Origin of the sequence: Staphylococcus sp. KUGN1, from assembly GCF_045984185.1 — a bacterium.
Classification (GTDB): Bacteria; Bacillota; Bacilli; order Staphylococcales; family Staphylococcaceae; genus Staphylococcus; species Staphylococcus warneri_A.
Window position 1 is genome coordinate 539,682 of sequence record NZ_JBJQIL010000001.1, and the last position, 20,220, is coordinate 559,901.

Here is a 20,220-nt window from a genome sequence, read left to right on the forward strand (position 1 = left end):
TTATTTTCTTTTATTTTTAACAAATTCAATAAATTGTTTTACTTCTTCAATTTCTTCTTCAGTTAGGCCATCTTTATCGAAATGAGCAGCCATTGTGTTTTGTTTTATTTCATTTTTATCTTCAGTAATTCGTGATTTCGGTACATTAAAGTAATTAGCTAATTCCTGTATTTTACTAATTCTAGGATATTTAACTTCTTTCAACCAATTAGAGATTGTGGATTGGCTTACCCCGATTGCTTCAGAAAGTTCTATTTGCGTTACGTTGTTCTCTTTCATAAGTTGATCTAAATTCTCCGACAAAATTTTTCTCGCACTTTTATATTCCATGTTTTTTCTCCTTTTAGTATTACTTAATGTAATACTAATTTACCATAAGTGATATTACTTTACAATACTTATTATCACTATTTTTAAATAAATATCACTTTAAGTGTTGACATATTACTTTAAGTGATAGTATAGTTGTAAGTGTCAATAGGAGGTGATACGAAATGCCAGAGGATTTTAAAGAGTTTCCAGTAAAAGTGTGGCGTACTAATTCAAAAATGACACAACAAGATGTAGCTGATAAATTAGGTGTCACTAAGCAATCTGTAATAAGATGGGAAAAAGATGACGCTGAACTAAAAGGGTTACAACTTTATGCTTTAGCCAAATTATTCAACACCGAAGTTGATTATATAAAGGCTAAAAAAATTTAATATTATTATCACTTTAAGTGATAATAATTGAACGAATTACAACTTAGCAACGATTTAACCCACAATCGAACAAACAACTTAAAGGAGGTTAGTTATGAACATACAAGAGGCAACGAAGTTAGCTATGGAAAATGGAAAATCAATTTATCGTTCTTCTCAGTTCGATAGTGATATAGAACCTGGAAGTTCAGTTGAACTTATACCAACTAATACATTTGGTTATATTGTGACTATTCCGCGTTAAAAATCTTCACACCAATGTGGCAACCAATGGCGGAAGACTTGTTAGCAGATGATTGGAAGGTGGTAGGCATTCGCGATTAAAAACCTAATAACTGTCTTAAATTATTCAAATCTTTAATTAATGATTTAGCCTTTTTTGAGTATTCTTTTTCGAAATAAGCAATAGAACTATTCTCTAGAATTATAGCGCACGGAACGTTACTACCATATGTAACGTTCAAGTAATTATTAAAACTTAACTCATTAATACAATCATGTAATTGATTGTAAGTGTGACCAATAAAATACTTTTGTTGTAGTTCTTCGCAACTACCAAAATATTTTGATTGACTCGAAGATTCGCCTTCTTCAAGTCTATCTAAGTAAATTTTATACATGTGCTTTAAAACAAATTCAGACCCATTTCTGATGTTATCCATATTTATCACCTCCAACGGTGATTATACCAAAACAATCGAACAAACAATTTAAAGGAGGAAATGGAATGAAATATTTAAATCTAATAAAAAAAGCACTCTTAATAGCAACTACTGCAATAGTTACTAAAAAGGTGCTTGATAGAAAAGGACCTAAAGTTATTCACCAATTAAACATTAATACTAAGGATTTAGAAGTTAAACAATTAAAGATAAATAAAGCTATTAGAGAATTAGAGAAATCTAAAAACACGATTGATGAATTAATTGATGAAGGTATACCATTCGAGACTACTTTCTAACAAAATCAAGTTTACATCTTGGACATTTATTGTGTTTCTTCTTAGTCGTAATTTTCATGCCTTTACCACAATTAGGACAAGATGTCTCGATGGTCATATGATCCTTAGCCATAGGCAACACCTCCCTTCGTAAAGGGATAACAACATTATACCAAACAATCGAACAAACAACTTAAAGGAGGAAATCAAATGTTTAAACGAAAAAAGAATAAAGTTGAATTAAAAATAAATATAAAAAACCGCAATGAACTAGATGAATTGCTGGAGACAATTCAAAAAGACATTGCAGCTTTAAAGAAGGATTTTGATAAATTAAATCAATTTAAAATCACTTTCGATTTAGAGTGAATTCAACCCCGCACTTTGGACAATCAGTTTTATAATTTCTGAACTTGAAAGTCACTTTTTTACCACATGCCGGGCATTTCATTTTCTTATCAAATTTAGCTGATTGTTTATCCAAAGCTTTTCGAAAGTCTTTATCAAATTGTTTTTCATCAAAATCAATAGAAACGTTTAACTTTTTAGCCATAGGCAACACCTCCCTTCGTAAAGGGATAACAACATTATACACGAAAGGAGCACCTAAGATGACGCAAACTTTAACCGTGTCTGTACCAATACCAGACACACACGTGCTTGTCGCTAAAGATGAATACGATGAATTAATAAATTACTCACTAGATCCAGTTTGGGACTTAAAAGAATTGAAACGCAAATTAAAAATGTCATCTGACGACACTATTAAAGACAGATTACTATTCAATCCGAAGTTTGAGAAATTACTTAAAAAACAAGGTATCGCACATTATCCGGATGAGAGTTTAAACCGTTGGAGATTCAACGCTAGAAAGATGAATAAATTCATCGAAGAACATTTTGAAGAAATACACGGAAAGGGGAGATGAACATGAGCAAACTACAACTCATTAAAATAGCACTCCTAACAGCACTTTTGGTTGAGGAAGTTAGGAATGCTAGTAAAGGTTTTTATAATTACAAACACGTAACGTATAAACCTAAAAAAAGAAAAATTACTAGTCTTGATAAAGTTTTTTAACTTTTAATGCGGCTTCATCTTCGATAGCACCAGATAGATTTGATTCTATTTTGCAAATTAAAAATGAATCATCGCTATCAAAAATTTTACTTAAAACATTACTAATATCTTTACTTGATTTTGGAGATTTTATCAACCAAACAGAATCTTGAATGTGAATAGCATCTCTAAACGAATTAAGTAAATGCCATAAATTTTCATAGTCTTTGCGTGGTGCATGAAGATCATAGCTAATTAAATACTTGTCCATATTTTCTCACCATCCTTTCACATTAGATAAAAGGATTATAACAAATAAATAATTTAGAAAGGAGCGTCACCAATGAACAAATCATTTTTAATCGCATTACTATCATGGATTGTACTATCACTAGCACTAACGTTTTCAGGTGTCTACTTCACAACTGCATTAGGTACCGCAATGTTAATCAGTATCGTAGCATTTGTATTTTTCGAATATGAATTTTTTCAAATAAAGGAGAGTTAAAAATGGAAGAAATAACAGTATCAAAAGACGAGTTACTTGAGTTAGTAGAAAAAGTAGTAGCTAAACGTGTAGAAGGTACGTCTAAAAAAGGACCCAGTTCGATCTTTAAAGATGTATCGCTAACAAAAGAAGATATTCAATTGGTTAATTCTAAATTTGTAATCCCTGAACCTAGATATGGATATCTTCATAACAATGTAAATATAAAAGAAATGTTGAGGGTCACAAGATGGTTTTCTGAACGCGAACCTCATGTGATTTCAAAATCTCATTTTGAATTTGCTGTCCATGAAAATTTGAGATTACTTACTCAAAGAATATTAGGGGCTAGTCGAAATACGGATATAGACAAAGAAGACTATGAGTTTGCAGAGATTTGTTATAAAGAGTTAAAAGAAAAAATGTTAGAGCTATACGAAAGAAATTTAGAAAGAAATTTAGAAAAAAAGACTGAATGCTAATGGCAGTTAGCAAACAGTCAACACTAAGTATTTTCAAAAAAAGAATATACCAATAATGTATCACGGAGGTACAAATGAAACAACATAAATTTAAACGAATGGCACATGATTTGATGGATTTGATACCAAACAATCGTTTTCAAGTTGACTATAAATACGATGTTATATGGTTCTCACATTACCATACAAACGGTGTGAGCGTTCTTCAAATAGACAACACAATTCATTCAGAAGGTGAAATGCTAACCAATTTTGAACTAGCCAAAAAAGTAATCAAAGGAGAGTGTTTGATAGATGAAAATTAAATGATAAGGAGAGTAATTAATGCAGTACGAAATTATATCAACAGGTTCAAAAGGAAATTCAGTGGTTATTAACGATGTCATGGTCGATTGTGGAATAGCTTTTAAAAAGTTAAAAGAATATTTATATGATGTTAAGTACCTTCTATTAACCCATATACACAGTGATCACATCAAACCCACAACTTTAAAGAGAATTAGAAAAGAATTTCCACATATTAAAATAATCAGTAATTACGAAGTGGCTCAATTGTACGACGTAGATCATATTATCAATGCAGGTTACCCAATTGATATCGAGGATTACACTTTTGAAGCATTTGAATGTGTACATGATGTAGTGACATACGGTTATGTATGGACGTTTGAAAACAATGAAATTATTTATGCAACAGACACTAACTCATTGGAAAATGCACCAGAAAGAAAATACGATTATCTATTTCTTGAATCAAATTATGATGAAGAAAAATTAGAACTCGCTAGGGGAAAACGAAGCAAATATGGATACGATCCATATATATCAGGTTTAAGACATTTGAGCACAAAAGATTGCAAAACATTTTATTACCTAAACCGTAAAGATAAAAATTCTGAATTAATAGAACTTCATATGTCAGAACGATTTTATTAAATAAGTAAAGATAGGAGAAAACTTATGACTTTAGAACAAAGAGTATTGTTAGCTTTCGAAAATGCTGAACAATTCACGTATAAAGATGTAGCAAATGAATTTCAAATCAAACAACAATACGCCAAAACAATTTTATCTAGATTGAAATCGAAAGAAAAAATTGAAGCTACAGACAAAGGTTTTTGGAAAGTTATCCAAAACGAAATCACATATTCAACCAATGAACGAAAGAAACAGGTGCTTCAAGAACAATTCGAGCACTTGGCTGAACTTAATCAAGAATCTACAGACGCTTCAGAAATCGAAGAAAGAATTAAGTTAATGATAAGACTAGCTAATCTATTCTAAAAGAAAGGAAGGTTTTTATGAATGATTTAATGAAAGAACATAATTATAAAATCATTACCACTCAAGGTAATGTAACGTTTGAAGAATATGACAATTTATTGTCAGAGGCTAATAATCTTGCAGAACACGTTAAACAAGTCGAAGTAAATGAAGAAAACGTAAAAGAAGCCAAACGGCTCATGGCACAGATGAACAATCGTGTTAAAGAATTAGAAAATACTAGAAAAGATGTTAAGAAAACTATATTAGAACCCTACAATCACTTTGAGAATCAAGTAAAAACTATCAAGAGCATTATAGATGACGCTGTATCACACGTGAAAAAACAAGAGCGAGAACTTACTGAGCAAGAACGTGAAAATAAAAAACAAGCAATAGCAGATATTTTTGACAAACGAATCAAACATTATGGTTTTGAAAAGTTAATGGGATTTGCTGAGTTCTTAAAACCACAGTATTTAAATAAATCGTTTTCTATGAACAAAGTCGAAAATGAACTTGTCGAGTGGTTAGAAAAAACAAAACGAGATTTAGACACAATTGACAAATTAGATAATCGAGATGAATTAATTGTCGAATATCAAAACACCCAAGACTTAGCTGTGGCCTTTGAAATTATTGATAAACGTAACCAAAGAAGGAAACAAATTGCTGAACAGGTTAAGAGACCTGAGACTAAACAAGTTCATCATGTATTCACAATATCAAACGAGAAAGACGCACAAGTAACAAAATTACTATTAGAACAAAATAATATCGAATTCGAATATAAAAATTATTAATAAAGGAGATTTTAACTATGGAATTATTAAAAGATTTAGAACTTGTAGAGGTAACAGTAGAAGATGGAAAGGCAGAATTAACATTCTTAGATGAAGAAAATATGGAAATTAGGGCGGTTAAAATCAACAAGAAAAAATACGACCAAGACAAAAATAAGTGGTACGAAGACGCAGAGCAAGCTGAAAAGGCTGAAAAAATTGCACAAGATGAATTTGGTGTAAGTTTTGAAGACTTAGAAAATGCAGTCGGACAACATAAAGACATTTACGCATACGATAAATTCAATTCATTATTTGAAGTGCAGATGATTGAAAAATTTGATACTGATCAAGAAGGTTTAATTTTCCAAACAGAGATTACCGAAATAACTGAGGATAACGTAGGTATTCATATTCGTTTTGAATACGAAGGTGAAAAATACGAATCTAAAATGACTTATTCCACTTACCTAGAAGCTAAAAAACAATTCATTGTAGATCCTATTAAAAAACAAAAACAATATGACAAATTTGAAAACAAATTCAATAAACCTATTGAAGAAAAGGATGAACTAATCGGTCAAAATATCACAGTGGAAGTCAAAGTAGCATTTGGAAAATTCGCATATTGCGAAATTAAAAACATTCCAAAGAAAAAATAAGAAGCATAGCCGGTTTTATCCGGCTTCTCTTTTAATAATTTAGGAGGAAAAAGAATGACTGATGATTTACTTTTCTACGATATTGAGGTCTATAAATACAATTCATTTGTTGTATTTAAAAATATAAACAAAAAAACGTTGAGAATTTTTACAAACGAACAAAAGTTTAAAGGATTAACAGAATTCATAAAAAATAAAACTTTAGTTGGTTATAACAATAACTATTATGATGACAAAATTCTAAAAGCAATGTCAGACGGTAAAACTCAAGAACAAATCAAACTCATTAACGACAACATCATATCTGGAAACTTTGTTAATTACCCGAAAATAAAAAACAAAACTTATGATTGTTTTCAACAAATTGATGTTTCTAACCCATCACTTAAAAAGATAGAAGGTAATGTTGGAAAAATGATTTTAGAAACTGATATCGGCTTTGACATTGATCGTGAATTGACTGAAGAAGAACTTGTACAAGAAATGAATTACTGTGCATACGATGTAGATAATACTATCGATGTGTATAAGGAACGTAAACATAATTACTTTGACATTAAGGATGATCTAGTCAACATGTTAGGCAATGAAAAAGCAGCTAAATGGAACACAACAACTATTTCATCAAATATCTTACTTGGTGAACAAAAAGGGTTAAAAGAATGGGCGGACTTCCAAACACATATACCTGAAGGTTATTTAAATAATGTACCTGAACAAGTGATAGATATGTGGACTTCAAGAAAAACTACTAAAAAGTCTATTAAAATAGAGGATTTTGATTGTGAAATAGAATTTGGATTTGGTGGCCTTCATGGTGTGCATAAACACATTTACAAAGCCAAAGACGTTAAATTACTAGACGTTGCTTCAATGTATCCTCATATCATATTAAACATCAAAGCGTTACCACCAAAGGCTTTAGAAAAATATCAAAATATTTTAGAGGAACGTATCAAGATTAAACATTTAGATAAAAAGAAATCGAACGCACTTAAACTAATTTTAAATAGTGTATACGGTAATTTAAAAAATAAATATTCTCCTTTGAAAAATAGTCAAGCAGCTGTGGGCGTTTGTGTATATGGGCAAGTTGCACTTTACACACTCTGTAAAAGACTTTCAGAAACATGCACGATATTAAATATCAATACAGACGGTGTTGCATTTACTACTGACTCTGAAGAATATAAAAAAATTTGGAAAGATTGGGAAGAGGAATTTAATCTCACACTTGAAGAAGACCTATTCAAATTACTTATTCAAAAAGATGTTAACAACTATATCGCAGTTGAGCCCGATGGAAATATCAAAGTCAAAGGTGGCGACGTAAATCGATACCATGAAGACGCAAAATTCAAGAATAATAACGCACGAATTTTAGATATAGCTTTAGTCGATCATTTGGTTTATAACAAACCTATCTTAAAGACCCTATCAGAATACAAATCACAACCTCATTTATACCAATATATCTTACAAGCCGGTAGAACGTATGAAGGTACGTTTGATAGCAATAATCAAAAACTGCAAAAGGTTAACCGAGTATTTGCAGCAAACCAATCCATTAACCCCTACGTGCTTTATAAAGTTAAAAAAGTGGACGAGCAAGATTCTTGGGCAAGGTTTCCAGACGCACCGGAAAATATGTTTTTATGGAACGATGAAATCTATGACAAAGAAGAACATAGTTTAATTAAAGATTTTGATAATCAAATAGATATAAACCATTACTATCAAATACTTATGAAAAGATTAGAAAGATGGAAAGAAACAATTTAAGAGTAAAGGAGGATAACCATTGTATGTAGAGTATAAAGACGATGATTCAAAACACGCATTACCTGATGCAGATATTAGTGAATTTCCCGATAGTTTTAGAAACGCTGGTTGGTTATTAACAGAAAACGATTTGATAGTAGATATTGACCATCTACCTAAAGAAACTATCAAGAAGATGTTGAAGACATTTAATATCAACACCCAGACGGTATGGACCGATAGAGGCGTACATCTTTACTTCAAAAAACCTACAACATTTAGAGGTGCTAGCGTAATTACACCATTAGGATTTGAAGTAGAATTTAAACATATTAAAAATACCAAATCAATCACTATAAAACGACGAGGACAAATGCGTGAAGTGGAGAATAAAGGCGTTCGAGAAGCCTTACCATTCGTGTTATCGAATTCAGTTAGCAAGCTAGACTCTCTTTACGGATTAGATGATGGTGATGGAAGAAACCAAAAATTATATCGACACAAGATGAAATTAAATCGTCATAAATATACTGACGCAATACTAGCGTTCATTAATGATTACATTTTTGCTGAACCGCTAGATCAATCAGAATTTGAACAAGTATCACGTTCAAGTGATTCAACATCATCTGATGAAGATGAACATTACGCTAAAGCGACAGAAATTATGAACATTTTTAACACCGTTATATACAACGATGTATTGTTCTTCAAGGACAGTGACGGTGAGTATACAGATGATACGGCTATCCTAAGACAACACATTTTTAGATTATCTGGTCCTAAAAAAACAAATTTCATAGATGAAGTCATGAAACAAGTTGAATATAGAAGCCACCGTATACCGCCCAACACTGTATTTCCAATTAGATTTAAAAACGGAATATTGCAAGATGGTGAATTTATCAATGTAAACTATCAAGAATTCACACCATATGTTATTGATATAAACTACGAACCAGATGCAGAACCTGTTCAAGAAGTGGACGATTACATTAAATTACTTACAAATAATGATAAAGACTATGAACGACTACTTTACGAGATCATTGGTCACACACTGATAGTAAATCCTGAATTCAAAAGATTAATGGGTAAGTTCTTTATTTTTGTAGGAGATGGTGGTAACGGAAAGGGAACATTATTAACCATTATCAGAGCGATATTAGATAGAAAAAACGTTACAGGGTTATCAATTAGAAATATGAGTGATGAAAGGTATTTTTCAAGCATGAAAGGTAAGCTTGCGAATCTCGGTGATGATATTCAAGATGAACCGATTAATAACGACCAAATGAAGTTACTAAAAAACATTTCGACCTGTGATTATGTATCAATGAGACAGTTATATAAACAATCAGAAGATGTTGAATTAACTTGTACACTTATTTTCACATCTAATCACATCTTAAAATCATTTGAAAAGGGAGAATCATACAAACGTAGAGTAGTTTGGTTACCAATGTATTCAAAACCGACAAAAAAAGACCCCAAATTTATCACTAAACTTACAACACCTAAAGCTATGAAATATTGGATAAAACTTATCATAGATGGCTATATGCGTTTGTATAATAACGTGACATTTACAGAAAGTAGTAATGTTACAAAGTTTAATCAAGATTACCACGATGAAAATGATACGTCAGGTTTATTCCTACAGGATTTTAAAAAAGAAGATATACATGGTTTAAGACCTCCAGAAATATACGAACAATATGAATCCTTTTGTGAAGAAAATGGACTGAACACGATGAGTAGAAAACAGTTCCAGACTAACATTAAAGAAAGATTTGGACTTACCCCTAAACCGATTAAAAAGAATGGTAAAACAATGAGAGCTTATGAGGAGGACGACGAATGAGAATGTCAATTAAAGAATTAGAAGATAAACAGGAAATCACTAAACATTTCAAACTTGTTTTCGATAATACTCTTACAATAGAAGATTTTAGTTCAGAAGATGAATTTATTAATGCTTATCAAGAAAGTGCTCGAATAGAGCTTAATGAATTTGCTGATCACGAATATATAGAACTATAAAGGGGTGGTCCAGTGCCGAATATTCCTTTTAGTGAAGCTGTAAAAAGACATAGAAAAAATCGTGGAATGACTAGAGAAGATGTGGCAAAGGTCTCACAGTTAACGGTTCACAGGATAAGAAAAATTGAAAGTGGCGACTATTATTTTGAAGGTGTTCATCAAATAGAGAATTTATGCGACGCACTCAGAATGAATAGCGCGGTCAAAAAGATATGGATATATGAAATGAGTGAATACGTTCAGATACCTGAATATATTTACTCACCATACCAAGTAGAAAAGCACAAATAAAGTGCGTTACAAAAAAGAGGTAACCGTTATAAATCAGTCATATCAAGGGTTTTGAGCTATTTGAACTAAGGCGGGTTACATAAATTCAAGGTTTTTTTTAAAAATGTAACCGCCAAATCCCTTGGGAGAGTAAGAGTTTGGAGTAAATCGGGTTATAAGTTACATGATTTGTCGGCTCCAAAGAATTTCTCAGAAAACCATCTGCACGAAAGTTACGACTTTCTATATTCTATATACTTTCTACTCCCAAAAAAATGTAACAAGTAACTAGATACTATATAAAGACCGTCGTTGAGGGATTTTGGAGGTTCAAAAAATGGTTACATTTGGTTACATAAATTTTAAAAATGTAACCTTTCTGGAGTAAATATAGTTCTTGAGAGTAATAAGTAACTTTTGTCGCATGAATTATTCTGAATTCTGTAAATAAGCGAGGTGATTAATTGGAACACAGAGAAGAAACAATCGAAGTTGAGGCAAAGTTAAAAGTACGCGTGAAGTACCCTGTGTGGATTAATAACAGAATCACTACTGAAGAAGAACGCGAACGACTTTTAGATTTAATCGCAAAGAACCCAGAAAAAGAATTGATGCATGAAGATTTAGAACTGATTGAATTAATAGAGGTGGAGTAAATGGTTAAGTTAAGAAAAAGAATGAAAGATGAGTACGGTAACCTATATTTCTTGATGAGAATTATGTATCAAAATGTTGAGGTGCCAGCAGAAATATATGAGCTAGCAAATAAAAACGGATTAAGCAATTATGATTTGAGACGAAGAATTATAGAAAATGGATTTGCAGTAACACAGTATGTTGCTAGACCGTTGGCAGACAGAACGGTTAAACCACTTATTGAAGAAGATAATGAGCGTGAACAACGTATCGCTACGAGAGAAGAACAAGAATTACGTAGAAAGAAACCACATTTATTTAAAGTTAAGCAGAAACACACACGTAGTAAGTATTTGCAAGGTCTAATGGATAATAACGCAATAGCTAAATTAAAAACCGACTCATACGGTAGAGTGCAAAGGGGATAAGCGAATGGAATTACATGAATTAAATCCAGGCGATGATATTTGGTTCAAATATCCAAACGCGACCAACTCATTCCCTGCAGTTGTGGAAGAACTCCATTACAACTTTAAAGGCAAACCATACCTAAAAGTACGAGTAGGTAGTGGATTAGTAGTGATTGATGAAAAATACGACATAGTAAAGGTGTAGATGACAATTATTAGTAATCAGAAAGTGGATATGGTTAAGCAACCACCACATTATCAATTTGGGATATTTACGGCAAACGTAATCATTGAAGCAGTTGGGAAGACTTATAAATCTGCGTCAGTATTCTATCACGTAGGTAACGCCTTGAAATATTTAATGCGTGCCCCAAGAAAGAATGGACTGCAAGATTTAGAGAAAGCAAAAGAAAGCGTTGATATAGCAATCAAAGTGTGGGACGAAAAGTAATACATCAACATATGAAAACAATAGGGAGTGTATGAGATGAATATCAAAAACCAACTATACACATTTAAAGCAACATGTACCAATGTTGTTGACGGGGACACGATAGATATAGATATAGATTTAGGGTTTGAAACATTTGCTAAAAGGCGTGTCAGGTTACTCAATGTTGATACGCCAGAGAGAGGACAAGAAAATTATAGTAAAGCTACTAACTTTACTAAGCAATGTGTAGAGAATAAGAAGATATATGTTCAGACGTATAAAGATGATGCTTTCGGCAGATATTTAGCCAATGTTTTTTATGATACAGGTAATGAGATACGTTCGTTGAATGATGATCTGCACATTAACCAATTAATCAAACCTAATTCGAAATGGAATGAAAGCAATGAAAAATAAAAAAGCATTCCTTAACCAGTATTTCGGTACCAAGCGTTACTTGTACCAAGACGATAAAAGAGTGGCGCATATGCACACAGTAAATGGTGTGTATTACCTACACGGTCATTTTAAGACACAGTGGACTAACTTTAAAACTAAGTTCAACAGTGAGTGGGAGTTTAACGAGTACATTAAGCAGCACGGATTAAGTTTGGAAGATGAAAGACAATTAAGTTTATTTTAGGAGGACAACGATAATGACTAATCAATTAGATCAATTAGTAAATGCAGTAGAACAATGGAGTATCGATAAAGGGTTGCATAATGGCAATCCGGACAGACAAGCTTTGAAATTTTATGAAGAGGCGGGAGAAGTTGGAGCAGCTTTATCACGTGGCAATATTGAGGCTTTAAAAGATGGTATAGGCGATACGGTAGTAACATTAATTATATTAGCTCAACAACACGAAATGAGTTTACAGGAGTGTTTACAGTTTGCGTATGACGAAATCAAAGGGAGAAAAGGAAAAACGATTAATGGCACATTCATCAAAGAATCAGACTTACAGTAATTCTAAACGTGTCGAATTCGAGGCGGTTAGAAACAAAGATATTCTAACAAAAGTGAAAGAGGTGCTGGGGAAGTGAATGTATTAGCAATCGTTTTAATTGTAGTTTGTAGTATAGCTCTAGAATTTTTAATAGATTACATGTTTACAAATGCAAGATTAGATGCACTAGCCGAATTAGGTTGCATGGTACTTACGCTAGCAATATTAAGCATTGGATATCATCAAGGTGAATGGCTATTAGAAATATTTGTGTTGGCTACTGTATTGGTTAGAAAAGTCAGACGTCTTAATCTTGGCAAGGAGTGAGTGGGAATGTATAAAAAAGAATTGTATTACATTATAGAAGCTAACGAAGGTGTTTATTTAACTAAAACTCAGTTGGGTGGCTATAATTTTACTGATGACATAGAACGTGCAAAGAAATATTCAGATGTAGAGAATGCTAAAAACATTGCGAAAAATTCTGGCGGAAAAATATTGTATTACACAATTACACATGAGGTTAAATGATGACACAATACCTTATCACAACATTCACAGATAGCACAGGCTTACCTCACAATCATGTGACTAAGGCTAGAGAGAATCAGTCGTTCAAAGTGGTTGAGGCAGAGAGTAAGGAAGAAGTAGAAAGTATGTTAAAACAATCTTCAGTAATAGATAGTCAGTTACAACGAAATATTGATTGATTAAACATGAGGTCATTGGAACGCAAAACTTGGAGCAATAAGAAGTTAAGAGATTGGAAGAGAGGTAAATTTATACAATGATTAAACACATTCTAAAATTAATATTCACGTTAGCAATGTATGAGTTAGGTAAGAATGCGACGGAACAACTGCTAATTAAATATACATCTAACGATGATATAGAAGCGCCACAGGATTTTACGCAAGATGATCATATCCATTTAAACGCGGAGGTATCTGACTAATGTGGATAATCATATCAATACTATTAGGCATTGTTTGTCTCATCTCTCTAGGTGTACAACACGAACAACGGAAAGAATTAGAAGAATATAAATATGCTAATGCTTACATGAAAGATTACATTGTTAGATATATAGATAAGAAACGTAAGTAATGGAGGTAGTAGATGTATACACGTGACGAAGTAAGAAACATGATAGACAATTATAAGTGGATGCGTAATATTATTGAAGCACAGGTATATGATGCAGACAGTACATCTACTGCACAATATGGTATAGAAGCAGTAATGCCTAAAGCTAAAGGTGGAACAGGTGATAAAGTATTAGTTAAAGTGTTAGATAGGAATAAAGAATATCGACGTAATGTTAAGCTACTGAATAAACTACAGTTCATAGATAAGTATGAGGAGTATGTAACTAATGAGATGAACTATCACATACTTCAATTAATTAAGATAGGCATCAAGCACAAGACTATCATGGAGCTTATGGAGATAAAGAGTAAGTCTACATTCTATGGATGTGTGAATGAAATAGTTAATGTATACATGGATGCACAACAAGGTCACTATGATTAATCGAACCATTCGAACACATCGAACCATTCGAACCATGTGTGCACTAGTCATATCAATAACATTATACTAGAGTCATACGATACGAATACATGAGGCACATCACATAGTGGTGTGTCTTTCTTTGTTATATAAGAGGTTTAACTATGGAAGATTACAATGAATACAAAGAACGTAAACGATTCTACAATAGTAAATCTTGGGAAAATGTTAGACAACAAGTGTTGAAACGTGCTCACTATGAATGTGAATGGTGCAGTAAAGAAGGTAAAGTGACGACTGATAATTTAGAAGTGGACCACATTGAAGAATTACAGGATAGACCAGATTTAAAATTAGAGCCTGATAATCTGCGTGTACTCTGTAAAGCTTGTCATAATAAAAGACATCAAAGATTTCAATATGGTGGAAATCAATTCAAACCAAAAGAAATTAAATGGAAAGATGAACGTTGGTAAAATCATGCGCCCCCGGTAAAATCATTTCCCAATTATTTCCCGATAGGGAGAACGGCGTGAGGGCTCGATTTCGCAAGTTTTCATAAAATTTACATATGTAACCCTAACCCCACCTATAACTGTAGAAAGGAGTGAATTAAATGCAATTAACTGCAAAACAACGCAAAGAGCGTGAAAAGTTAGTAGATAAAGAAGAAAAAAGGCTCCATGCCATCTTCAAAGATATCCCACAAGAAAAACAGAATGTAGTTCAAGGACTTATCATTCAAGCAGCACGTATGCGAGTGATGTTGAACTATATGTGGGAAGATATTCAAGAAAATGGCGAATATGATATGTTCCAACAATCTCAAAACGTACCTGCATACGAACGTGAACGTCCAATTGCACGTTTGTACAACACACGAGATCAATCTTATCAACGTGTGATGAAACAATTAACCGATTTATTACCGAAAGACGCCAAACCTGTAGAAACCGACGAACCAGTAGATGATTATGTATGATTTATAACAAATATGTAGATGAATACATTGAACAATGGCGTGACGGTAAAATTATTTTAAATCAAGAACGTATTGATCTGATTAACTATTTAGAAAATCATGTTTTAGTGAAAGATAATATCTACTTTGATGATGAAAAGATAGATAAGTGTATCAGATTCATTGATAAATGGTACTTTCCAGTACAACCCTTTCAGAAATTCATCATTGCTTTTTTGTTCTTGATGGATGAAGAGTTAGATACTCCATATTTCACAGAATTTGCTTTATTCATGGGGCGTGGTGCAGGTAAGAATGGTTTTATAAGTGCAATAAGTGATTTCTTCACTACACCAATACACGGTATTAAGAAATATGACATTTCCATTGTTGCAAACAGTGAGGACCAAGCGAAAACATCATTTAATGAAATATATGATACTTTACTTGAACATAAACGAAATAAAGTAGCAGAAAGACCTAAAGCACCTTATGAAGTCAGTAAAACTGAAATTAAAAATAGGTCTACGCAATCGATAATCAAATATAATACTTCAAATACGAAAACTAAAGATGGTGGACGTGAAGGTTGTGTTATTTTCGATGAGATAGCTATATATGAAACGGCTGACATGGTTAACGTAAAGCGTGGTGGATTAGGTAAAGTACCTCATGATAGAACATTCTACATCTCAACTGATGGGTTTGTGCGTGAAGGCTTTATGGACGGTATGAAAGATAGAATTTTAGAAGTCTTAGCAGGTAATAATTCAGAAGATAGAATATTCCCGTTTTATTGTAAACTTGACGACCCTAAAGAAGTTGATGATGAAACAATGTGGGAGAAAGCTAATCCTATGTTGCATCCACCATTAACCGGTTATGCAAAAAATTTAAAGCGTAAAATTAAAGAAGAATTTAATGTATTACATATCAATCGCTCAAACAAACCGGAATTTATGACAAAACGAATGAACTTACCAGAAGTTGATGAAGAAAAAGTTGTTGCGCCGTGGGAAGAAATAAAAGCAACGAATAAACCTTTACCTAATCTCGAAAATAAAGCCTGCATTGGAGGTCTTGACTACGCGTTAGTTCGAGATTTTGCCAGTGTGGGCTTATTATTTAGAGATAACGATGAGTATTATTGGTTAACACATTCGTTTATCAGACGTGAATTTTTAGAAACAACACATCTTGAGCCTCCAATTGAGCAATGGGCAAATGATGGTTTATTAACTATCGTTGATGATGACGTCATTGATATTTCATACATTGTTAATTGGTTTTTACAACAACAAAGTAAATATAATTTAACGAAAGTAATATCAGATAATTTCAGAACCGATATTGTTAGACGACCATTTGAAGAGGCAGGCATACCGTTAGAAGTGATCAAGAACCCAACTGCTATACATGGTTTGCTTGCACCTAGAATTGACACCATGTTTGCTAAGAAACAAATTACCTTTGGGGACAATCCATTGATGAGATGGTTCACCAACAATGTGGCAGTCAAAATGCAGCCAGATGGTAGTAAGAAATACATCAAAAAAGATGAAGTTAGACGTAAAACTGATGGTTTCCATGCCATGTTACACGCGCTTTATCGTGCAGATGAGATATTAGAGTATGATCAACCGTTTATCATGGCAGATATTAGCTTTTAGGAGGTGAGATTTTGAGTATATTCGACAGAATTATGGGAAGGAACGAAGCAATCGAGTTTAGTTACGATTTTGAATTGTTACATGAGACATCACACAAAGCTTACATAAAAAAGTGGGCATTAGATACGTGTATAAATCATATAGCTAGAACAATTAGTCAAACTAAATTTGAAATTATTGATAGTGAAAGTAAAGATACATCTTCGACAACGCACTATAAATTGAATGTTAGGCCAAATACTGATGAAAGTGCTGCAACATTTTGGCAAAAGGTAATACGAAAGTTGATTTATGACAATGAAGTATTAATTGTTGTGACTGATTCAAAAGATTTAGTTATTGCGGATGACTTTGTAAGAGAGGAATACGCACTCTATGATGATATATTTGACCACATCATTTTAGGAGAGTTCGAGTTTGAACGTTCATTTAGAATGAGTGAAGTGATATACCTTGAATACAACAATGAAGCAATTACAAACATGTTATATGGCTTGTTTAATGATTATGGAGATATCTTTGGTCGCATGATTAAGTCTAATTTAATGAACAACCAGATAAGAGCTACCTTAGGTATGGAGGCTAATACACCATTAACCAACGCAAGTAACGATGATATGCAGAGATTTATTAATAATGCATATAAAGCCTTTGAAAGTAATGACATAGCTATTGTTCCAGTTCAAAAAGGTTATAAATATGAAGAACATTCAAACGGTAATGGTACGAAAACATCATCACAAATTGATGATATGGCTAAAGTACCTAATCAGTTATTAAATTATGTAGCTAGAAACCTTGGAATTCCAGTTGGATTGATTAATGGGGATACGGCAGACATAGAAGCTATGACTGATAACTATATGAAGTTCTGTATTAAACCTATTATTGAAAAAATTACTGATGAATTGAACGCTAAATTGTTTAGTGAGCGTGGATATAAAGAAGGAAAACGAATTAAAGCGATAAGTATAGATCAAAAAGGACCACTTGAAGTGAGTGAAGCAGTAGACAAACTCATTGCAAGTGGTTCTTTCAATAGAGATGAAATTAGAGTGCTTACAGGCTTTGAGCCTATAGGAAGTGAAGAAATGCAGAAATTTATTATCACTAAAAACTATCAAACTGTGGATGAGGAATCTTCAGGTAATGAAGGAGGTGATATAAATGGCGAATAATGAAATTGACATCTATGGATTGATTGATAGCGCAACAATTGAAGGTATGACAATAAGCCCTCAAACGGTGCGTGATCAATTAAAAGCTATGGGAGATGTTGATGAAGTCGTTGTAAACATAAATAGCAACGGCGGAGATGTGTTTTCAGGTGTAACGATTTATAACATGCTAAGACGCTTTGATGCACACATCACTGTAAATGTTGATGGTCTTGCTGCAAGTATTGCTTCTGTGATTGCAATGGCAGGCGACACCATAAATATGCCAGGAAATGCAATGCTTATGGTTCATAACGCATGGACTGTTAATGAGGGCGATGCTAGAAGTTTTAAAAAGCGAGCCGAAGATTTAGAACGCATTAACAGTGTTGTGTTTAACAGTTATGTCGATAAAAATCCTGACATCGACCATGCGATTCTTCAAGACTATATGGATGAAGAAACATGGCTAACGGCTAAAGAAGCTAAAAAATTAGGTTTAATCGACAATATTACTGAAAATTCAAGAGTTGCAGCCGCAACGACATCAACAATTTTGGGAGGTGACAAATTCATGGCTAGATACCGTAACGAAGATTCACAACAACCTGGGCAACCAAAAGAATCAAGTGAAATCACAGTTGAAGATGTGATGGATAAACTTGAAGAGATTTTAACAGAAGTAAAAAAAGGTAATAACAAAGGTTCAGAAGAAACTGAAAAACAAACGGAAAGTAAACCTGCAGAAAACTCATTTGCACGTTTATTTAACATGAATATTAAATAATAAAGGAGAATTTAATTATGGCAATTGATTTAGAAAATGCACAAGAGTTTCAAAACTCTCAACAATTATTAAAAGAGTTTTCGAATATGAGTCCAAAAGCGACGGACGAAGAAGTGAAAGAAAAATACACAGAATATATGAATGCTTATTCTGAAGAATTAGCTAACGCTATTCGTAAAGACATGAAACAAGAACAAGGTGACAATGCGGTATTAAATGCGCGTAATGTTAACCGTTTAACTAATGAAGAAAAGAAATTCTACAACGCATTAGTTTCAGAAGACCATGTTAATACGGATACTAACTGGAAAGATGGAGAATTATTGCCTGAAACAGTTGTTGATCGTATCTTTGAAGATATTGAAACTGAACACCCATTATTGAAATATATCACAATTCAACGTACTGGATTACGTGCACGTGTGATTCGTTCAGTACCAGAAGGTCAAGTTGTTTGGGGTCCAGTGTTCTCAGAAATTAAAGGTCAATTAGAGACTTCATTCTTTGAACAAGACGTTACATTAGGTAAAGCAACTGCGTTTGTTGTTGTTCCTAAAGATTTAAAAGATGCAGGTGTACAATGGGTTGACCGTTATGTACGTGCACAAATCAAAGAGGCTTTCGCAGTAGCAATTGAAAAAACTGCTATTCAAGGTTTAGGCGCTGCTAAAAACCAACCAGTAGGATTAATGAATGAAATTAATCGTACAAACGGTGCGGTATCAGAAAAAACTTCTGCAGGCACATTAACATTAGCTGATGCAGAAACATCAATTAAAGAAATTGGTAACATTATCAAAAACTTATCAATTAAAGAATACTATGATAAAGACGGTAATGTTAAACGTTCTAAAGGTGCTAGCGTATTAAATAACGTTGTTATTGCGTTAAACCCTGCAGACTATATCTACACTGGTATTGCATTCATGCAATTACACAATGGCCAATTTGTAAGTCCGGTTCCATTTAACGTGACGTTTGAGCAATCTGAATTTGTACCTGCTGGTAAAGCAATAGCATTTGATAAAACACGTTATAATTTCTATGCTGGAAGCGAAGTAATTGTACGTGAATTCGACCAAACATTAGCATTAGAAGATATGGATCTTTATACTGCAAAACAATTCTTATATGCAGAGCCTGACGATAATAAAACTTCATTCGTATATGATGTTGATTTCAGTTCATTCGGTGCGCCTACATCAACTGACGCTGCAGCAACTGAGCCGACAGCATAGGAGGTGTATATA

The 20,220-nt window shown here is 32.9% G+C and carries 41 protein-coding genes; 36 read left to right on the forward strand and 5 right to left on the reverse strand.

The annotated features are described in order from the left end of the window. Window positions 1–330 (reverse strand): helix-turn-helix domain-containing protein, encoded by a 330-nt coding sequence (locus tag ACJQQZ_RS02690; protein WP_124227912.1) that lies wholly within the window; start codon window positions 328–330, stop codon window positions 1–3. Between the two features lie 164 nt (window positions 331–494). Between ACJQQZ_RS02690 and ACJQQZ_RS02695 the strand changes: the two genes are divergently transcribed. The 3 genes from ACJQQZ_RS02695 to ACJQQZ_RS12645 all read left to right on the forward strand — a co-directional run bounded on the left by ACJQQZ_RS02695 (window position 495) and on the right by ACJQQZ_RS12645 (window position 1,028). Continuing rightward, window positions 495–704 carry a helix-turn-helix transcriptional regulator gene (locus ACJQQZ_RS02695; RefSeq protein ID WP_119527341.1) on the forward strand — a complete coding sequence of 70 codons (210 nt, stop codon included), beginning with the start codon at window positions 495–497 and terminating at the stop codon, window positions 702–704. 94 nt (window positions 705–798) lie between these two features. Continuing rightward, a complete protein-coding gene (locus ACJQQZ_RS02700; RefSeq protein WP_408023029.1) occupies window positions 799–948 on the forward strand; it encodes a hypothetical protein in 150 nt (49 codons plus the stop codon). 26 nt (window positions 949–974) lie between these two features. Then, window positions 975–1,028 carry a hypothetical protein gene (locus tag ACJQQZ_RS12645; RefSeq protein ID WP_486387907.1) on the forward strand — a complete coding sequence of 18 codons (54 nt, stop codon included), beginning with the start codon at window positions 975–977 and terminating at the stop codon, window positions 1,026–1,028. Here the strand turns inward: ACJQQZ_RS12645 and ACJQQZ_RS02705 are convergent. Beyond that, on the reverse strand, window positions 1,025–1,366 hold the full coding sequence (locus ACJQQZ_RS02705) for a hypothetical protein (protein WP_206140621.1): 342 nt from the start codon (window positions 1,364–1,366) through the stop codon (window positions 1,025–1,027). The genes ACJQQZ_RS12645 and ACJQQZ_RS02705 overlap by 4 nt on opposite strands. Before the next feature lie 65 nt (window positions 1,367–1,431). Between ACJQQZ_RS02705 and ACJQQZ_RS02710 the strand changes: the two genes are divergently transcribed. After that, window positions 1,432–1,665: a hypothetical protein gene (locus tag ACJQQZ_RS02710; RefSeq protein ID WP_262551628.1), complete on the forward strand. Its 234-nt coding sequence runs from the start codon at window positions 1,432–1,434 to the stop codon at window positions 1,663–1,665. Here ACJQQZ_RS02710 and ACJQQZ_RS02715 read toward each other — a convergent pair. Then, the gene (locus ACJQQZ_RS02715) at window positions 1,655–1,777 is read right to left on the reverse strand and encodes a hypothetical protein (protein WP_408023030.1); all 123 of its coding nucleotides are present in this window, start codon (window positions 1,775–1,777) and stop codon (window positions 1,655–1,657) included. The two genes, ACJQQZ_RS02710 and ACJQQZ_RS02715, sit on opposite strands and share 11 nt — an antisense overlap. A 77-nt stretch (window positions 1,778–1,854) precedes the next feature. On the opposite strand from ACJQQZ_RS02715, the gene ACJQQZ_RS02720 reads away from it, so the two are divergent. Beyond that, on the forward strand, window positions 1,855–2,013 hold the full coding sequence (locus ACJQQZ_RS02720) for a hypothetical protein (protein WP_408023031.1): 159 nt from the start codon (window positions 1,855–1,857) through the stop codon (window positions 2,011–2,013). Here the strand turns inward: ACJQQZ_RS02720 and ACJQQZ_RS02725 are convergent. Next, window positions 1,994–2,197: a hypothetical protein gene (locus ACJQQZ_RS02725; RefSeq protein WP_408023032.1), complete on the reverse strand. Its 204-nt coding sequence runs from the start codon at window positions 2,195–2,197 to the stop codon at window positions 1,994–1,996. The two genes, ACJQQZ_RS02720 and ACJQQZ_RS02725, sit on opposite strands and share 20 nt — an antisense overlap. Window positions 2,198–2,255: 58 nt before the next feature. Between ACJQQZ_RS02725 and ACJQQZ_RS02730 the strand changes: the two genes are divergently transcribed. Then, complete coding sequence (locus ACJQQZ_RS02730) at window positions 2,256–2,573, forward strand: DUF771 domain-containing protein (protein ID WP_015365164.1); 318 nt, start codon at window positions 2,256–2,258, stop codon at window positions 2,571–2,573. A 129-nt stretch (window positions 2,574–2,702) separates the two neighbouring features. On the opposite strand, the gene ACJQQZ_RS02735 is transcribed toward ACJQQZ_RS02730, so the two are convergent. Beyond that, a complete protein-coding gene (locus ACJQQZ_RS02735) occupies window positions 2,703–2,975 on the reverse strand; it encodes a hypothetical protein (protein ID WP_145506069.1) in 273 nt (90 codons plus the stop codon). A 72-nt stretch (window positions 2,976–3,047) separates the two neighbouring features. Here ACJQQZ_RS02735 and ACJQQZ_RS02740 point away from each other — a divergent pair, with 72 nt between their 5' ends. From ACJQQZ_RS02740 to ACJQQZ_RS02885, 30 genes are all read left to right on the forward strand, one after another. Further along, the gene (locus ACJQQZ_RS02740) at window positions 3,048–3,212 is read left to right on the forward strand and encodes a DUF1270 family protein (RefSeq protein WP_408023033.1); all 165 of its coding nucleotides are present in this window, start codon (window positions 3,048–3,050) and stop codon (window positions 3,210–3,212) included. Between the two features lie 2 nt (window positions 3,213–3,214). Continuing rightward, complete coding sequence (locus ACJQQZ_RS02745; RefSeq protein WP_408023034.1) at window positions 3,215–3,673, forward strand: hypothetical protein; 459 nt, start codon at window positions 3,215–3,217, stop codon at window positions 3,671–3,673. Window positions 3,674–3,747: 74 nt separating this feature from the next. Then, window positions 3,748–3,978, forward strand: a complete 231-nt coding sequence (locus ACJQQZ_RS02750) for a hypothetical protein (protein ID WP_408023035.1) — start codon at window positions 3,748–3,750, stop codon at window positions 3,976–3,978. A 19-nt stretch (window positions 3,979–3,997) separates the two neighbouring features. After that, window positions 3,998–4,609: an MBL fold metallo-hydrolase gene (locus ACJQQZ_RS02755; protein WP_408023036.1), complete on the forward strand. Its 612-nt coding sequence runs from the start codon at window positions 3,998–4,000 to the stop codon at window positions 4,607–4,609. A 24-nt stretch (window positions 4,610–4,633) separates the two neighbouring features. Further along, window positions 4,634–4,957, forward strand: coding sequence for a TrmB family transcriptional regulator (locus ACJQQZ_RS02760; RefSeq protein WP_408023037.1), 324 nt, complete (start codon window positions 4,634–4,636; stop codon window positions 4,955–4,957). A 17-nt stretch (window positions 4,958–4,974) separates the two neighbouring features. Then, complete coding sequence (locus ACJQQZ_RS02765) at window positions 4,975–5,739, forward strand: DUF1351 domain-containing protein (protein WP_408023038.1); 765 nt, start codon at window positions 4,975–4,977, stop codon at window positions 5,737–5,739. 17 nt (window positions 5,740–5,756) lie between these two features. Then, window positions 5,757–6,380, forward strand: a complete 624-nt coding sequence (locus ACJQQZ_RS02770; RefSeq protein ID WP_408023039.1) for a hypothetical protein — start codon at window positions 5,757–5,759, stop codon at window positions 6,378–6,380. Between the two features lie 54 nt (window positions 6,381–6,434). Then, window positions 6,435–8,162, forward strand: coding sequence for a hypothetical protein (locus tag ACJQQZ_RS02775; protein WP_408023040.1), 1,728 nt, complete (start codon window positions 6,435–6,437; stop codon window positions 8,160–8,162). A gap of 19 nt (window positions 8,163–8,181) precedes the next feature. Next, a complete protein-coding gene (locus ACJQQZ_RS02780) occupies window positions 8,182–10,005 on the forward strand; it encodes a DNA primase family protein (RefSeq protein WP_408023041.1) in 1,824 nt (607 codons plus the stop codon). Next, the gene (locus tag ACJQQZ_RS02785; RefSeq protein WP_408023042.1) at window positions 10,002–10,184 is read left to right on the forward strand and encodes a hypothetical protein; all 183 of its coding nucleotides are present in this window, start codon (window positions 10,002–10,004) and stop codon (window positions 10,182–10,184) included. The genes ACJQQZ_RS02780 and ACJQQZ_RS02785 overlap by 4 nt, the downstream gene beginning before the upstream one ends. A gap of 12 nt (window positions 10,185–10,196) precedes the next feature. Further along, entirely contained in the window at window positions 10,197–10,475 is a 279-nt protein-coding gene (locus ACJQQZ_RS02790) for a helix-turn-helix domain-containing protein (RefSeq protein WP_408023043.1), read from the forward strand. A gap of 443 nt (window positions 10,476–10,918) precedes the next feature. After that, a complete protein-coding gene (locus ACJQQZ_RS02795; protein ID WP_107529264.1) occupies window positions 10,919–11,110 on the forward strand; it encodes a hypothetical protein in 192 nt (63 codons plus the stop codon). Beyond that, window positions 11,111–11,518 carry an SA1788 family PVL leukocidin-associated protein gene (locus tag ACJQQZ_RS02800; RefSeq protein WP_293725831.1) on the forward strand — a complete coding sequence of 136 codons (408 nt, stop codon included), beginning with the start codon at window positions 11,111–11,113 and terminating at the stop codon, window positions 11,516–11,518. Between the two features lie 4 nt (window positions 11,519–11,522). Next, a complete protein-coding gene (locus ACJQQZ_RS02805) occupies window positions 11,523–11,705 on the forward strand; it encodes a hypothetical protein (protein ID WP_408023044.1) in 183 nt (60 codons plus the stop codon). Further along, window positions 11,706–11,951: a DUF3310 domain-containing protein gene (locus ACJQQZ_RS02810; RefSeq protein ID WP_408023045.1), complete on the forward strand. Its 246-nt coding sequence runs from the start codon at window positions 11,706–11,708 to the stop codon at window positions 11,949–11,951. Window positions 11,952–11,987: 36 nt separating this feature from the next. Then, window positions 11,988–12,350 (forward strand): thermonuclease family protein, encoded by a 363-nt coding sequence (locus ACJQQZ_RS02815; RefSeq protein WP_015365145.1) that lies wholly within the window; start codon window positions 11,988–11,990, stop codon window positions 12,348–12,350. Further along, on the forward strand, window positions 12,331–12,576 hold the full coding sequence (locus ACJQQZ_RS02820) for an SAV1978 family virulence-associated passenger protein (protein ID WP_049423812.1): 246 nt from the start codon (window positions 12,331–12,333) through the stop codon (window positions 12,574–12,576). The genes ACJQQZ_RS02815 and ACJQQZ_RS02820 overlap by 20 nt, the downstream gene beginning before the upstream one ends. A gap of 13 nt (window positions 12,577–12,589) precedes the next feature. Further along, the gene (locus ACJQQZ_RS02825) at window positions 12,590–12,904 is read left to right on the forward strand and encodes a MazG-like family protein (RefSeq protein WP_293725848.1); all 315 of its coding nucleotides are present in this window, start codon (window positions 12,590–12,592) and stop codon (window positions 12,902–12,904) included. Between the two features lie 72 nt (window positions 12,905–12,976). After that, the gene (locus ACJQQZ_RS02830) at window positions 12,977–13,210 is read left to right on the forward strand and encodes a hypothetical protein (protein ID WP_408023046.1); all 234 of its coding nucleotides are present in this window, start codon (window positions 12,977–12,979) and stop codon (window positions 13,208–13,210) included. Window positions 13,211–13,216: 6 nt separating this feature from the next. Further along, entirely contained in the window at window positions 13,217–13,414 is a 198-nt protein-coding gene (locus ACJQQZ_RS02835; RefSeq protein ID WP_293725854.1) for a hypothetical protein, read from the forward strand. Next, window positions 13,414–13,593 carry a DUF1381 domain-containing protein gene (locus ACJQQZ_RS02840; protein ID WP_408023047.1) on the forward strand — a complete coding sequence of 60 codons (180 nt, stop codon included), beginning with the start codon at window positions 13,414–13,416 and terminating at the stop codon, window positions 13,591–13,593. The genes ACJQQZ_RS02835 and ACJQQZ_RS02840 overlap by 1 nt, the downstream gene beginning before the upstream one ends. Before the next feature lie 77 nt (window positions 13,594–13,670). Continuing rightward, complete coding sequence (rinB, locus tag ACJQQZ_RS02845; RefSeq protein WP_408023048.1) at window positions 13,671–13,838, forward strand: transcriptional activator RinB; 168 nt, start codon at window positions 13,671–13,673, stop codon at window positions 13,836–13,838. Beyond that, window positions 13,838–13,990: a DUF1514 family protein gene (locus tag ACJQQZ_RS02850; RefSeq protein WP_408023049.1), complete on the forward strand. Its 153-nt coding sequence runs from the start codon at window positions 13,838–13,840 to the stop codon at window positions 13,988–13,990. The genes rinB and ACJQQZ_RS02850 overlap by 1 nt, the downstream gene beginning before the upstream one ends. A gap of 12 nt (window positions 13,991–14,002) precedes the next feature. Next, window positions 14,003–14,416, forward strand: coding sequence for a hypothetical protein (locus ACJQQZ_RS02855; RefSeq protein WP_145471268.1), 414 nt, complete (start codon window positions 14,003–14,005; stop codon window positions 14,414–14,416). A gap of 143 nt (window positions 14,417–14,559) precedes the next feature. Continuing rightward, complete coding sequence (locus ACJQQZ_RS02860) at window positions 14,560–14,871, forward strand: HNH endonuclease (protein WP_408023050.1); 312 nt, start codon at window positions 14,560–14,562, stop codon at window positions 14,869–14,871. A gap of 140 nt (window positions 14,872–15,011) precedes the next feature. Further along, complete coding sequence (locus ACJQQZ_RS02865; protein ID WP_072291780.1) at window positions 15,012–15,377, forward strand: hypothetical protein; 366 nt, start codon at window positions 15,012–15,014, stop codon at window positions 15,375–15,377. Further along, window positions 15,374–17,026, forward strand: coding sequence for a terminase TerL endonuclease subunit (locus tag ACJQQZ_RS02870; protein ID WP_408023051.1), 1,653 nt, complete (start codon window positions 15,374–15,376; stop codon window positions 17,024–17,026). Before ACJQQZ_RS02865 ends, ACJQQZ_RS02870 begins: the two co-directional genes overlap by 4 nt. Window positions 17,027–17,037: 11 nt before the next feature. Continuing rightward, on the forward strand, window positions 17,038–18,204 hold the full coding sequence (locus tag ACJQQZ_RS02875) for a phage portal protein (protein ID WP_284570639.1): 1,167 nt from the start codon (window positions 17,038–17,040) through the stop codon (window positions 18,202–18,204). Beyond that, entirely contained in the window at window positions 18,194–18,970 is a 777-nt protein-coding gene (locus tag ACJQQZ_RS02880) for a head maturation protease, ClpP-related (protein WP_284570640.1), read from the forward strand. Before ACJQQZ_RS02875 ends, ACJQQZ_RS02880 begins: the two co-directional genes overlap by 11 nt. Window positions 18,971–18,987: 17 nt before the next feature. Further along, complete coding sequence (locus tag ACJQQZ_RS02885; RefSeq protein ID WP_408023052.1) at window positions 18,988–20,208, forward strand: phage major capsid protein; 1,221 nt, start codon at window positions 18,988–18,990, stop codon at window positions 20,206–20,208. Window positions 20,209–20,220: the final 12 nt, after the last annotated feature.